This window comes from Pseudomonas sp. SWRI92 (assembly GCF_014268685.1).
Classification (GTDB): domain Bacteria; phylum Pseudomonadota; class Gammaproteobacteria; order Pseudomonadales; family Pseudomonadaceae; genus Aquipseudomonas; species Aquipseudomonas marvdashtae.
Window position 1 is genome coordinate 1 of the sequence record NZ_JABWQY010000062.1, and the last position, 231, is coordinate 231.

Genomic DNA, 231 nt, shown 5'->3' on the forward strand with positions numbered 1-231 from the left:
CTACGACGTTGATAGGCAGGGTGTGTAAGCGCTGTGAGGCGTTGAGCTAACCTGTACTAATTGCCCGTGAGGCTTGACCATATAACACCCAAGCAATTTGCTGATCCTGCATGCAGGGCACCAGATTGCGGTGTGTGAAGACGAAACGAACCGAAAGTTCGAATCTCACAAAAACACCGAAGCTATCACATACCCAATTTGCTGAAGCGAGGCCAACTGGCCACGATTCGG

At 50.6% G+C, this 231-nt stretch carries 1 rRNA gene; it reads left to right on the top strand.

The features are described from left to right. Nucleotides 1-81 (top strand): 23S ribosomal RNA (locus HU762_RS27020); the annotation flags it as partial. Between the last annotated feature and the right edge of the window lie 150 nt (nt 82-231).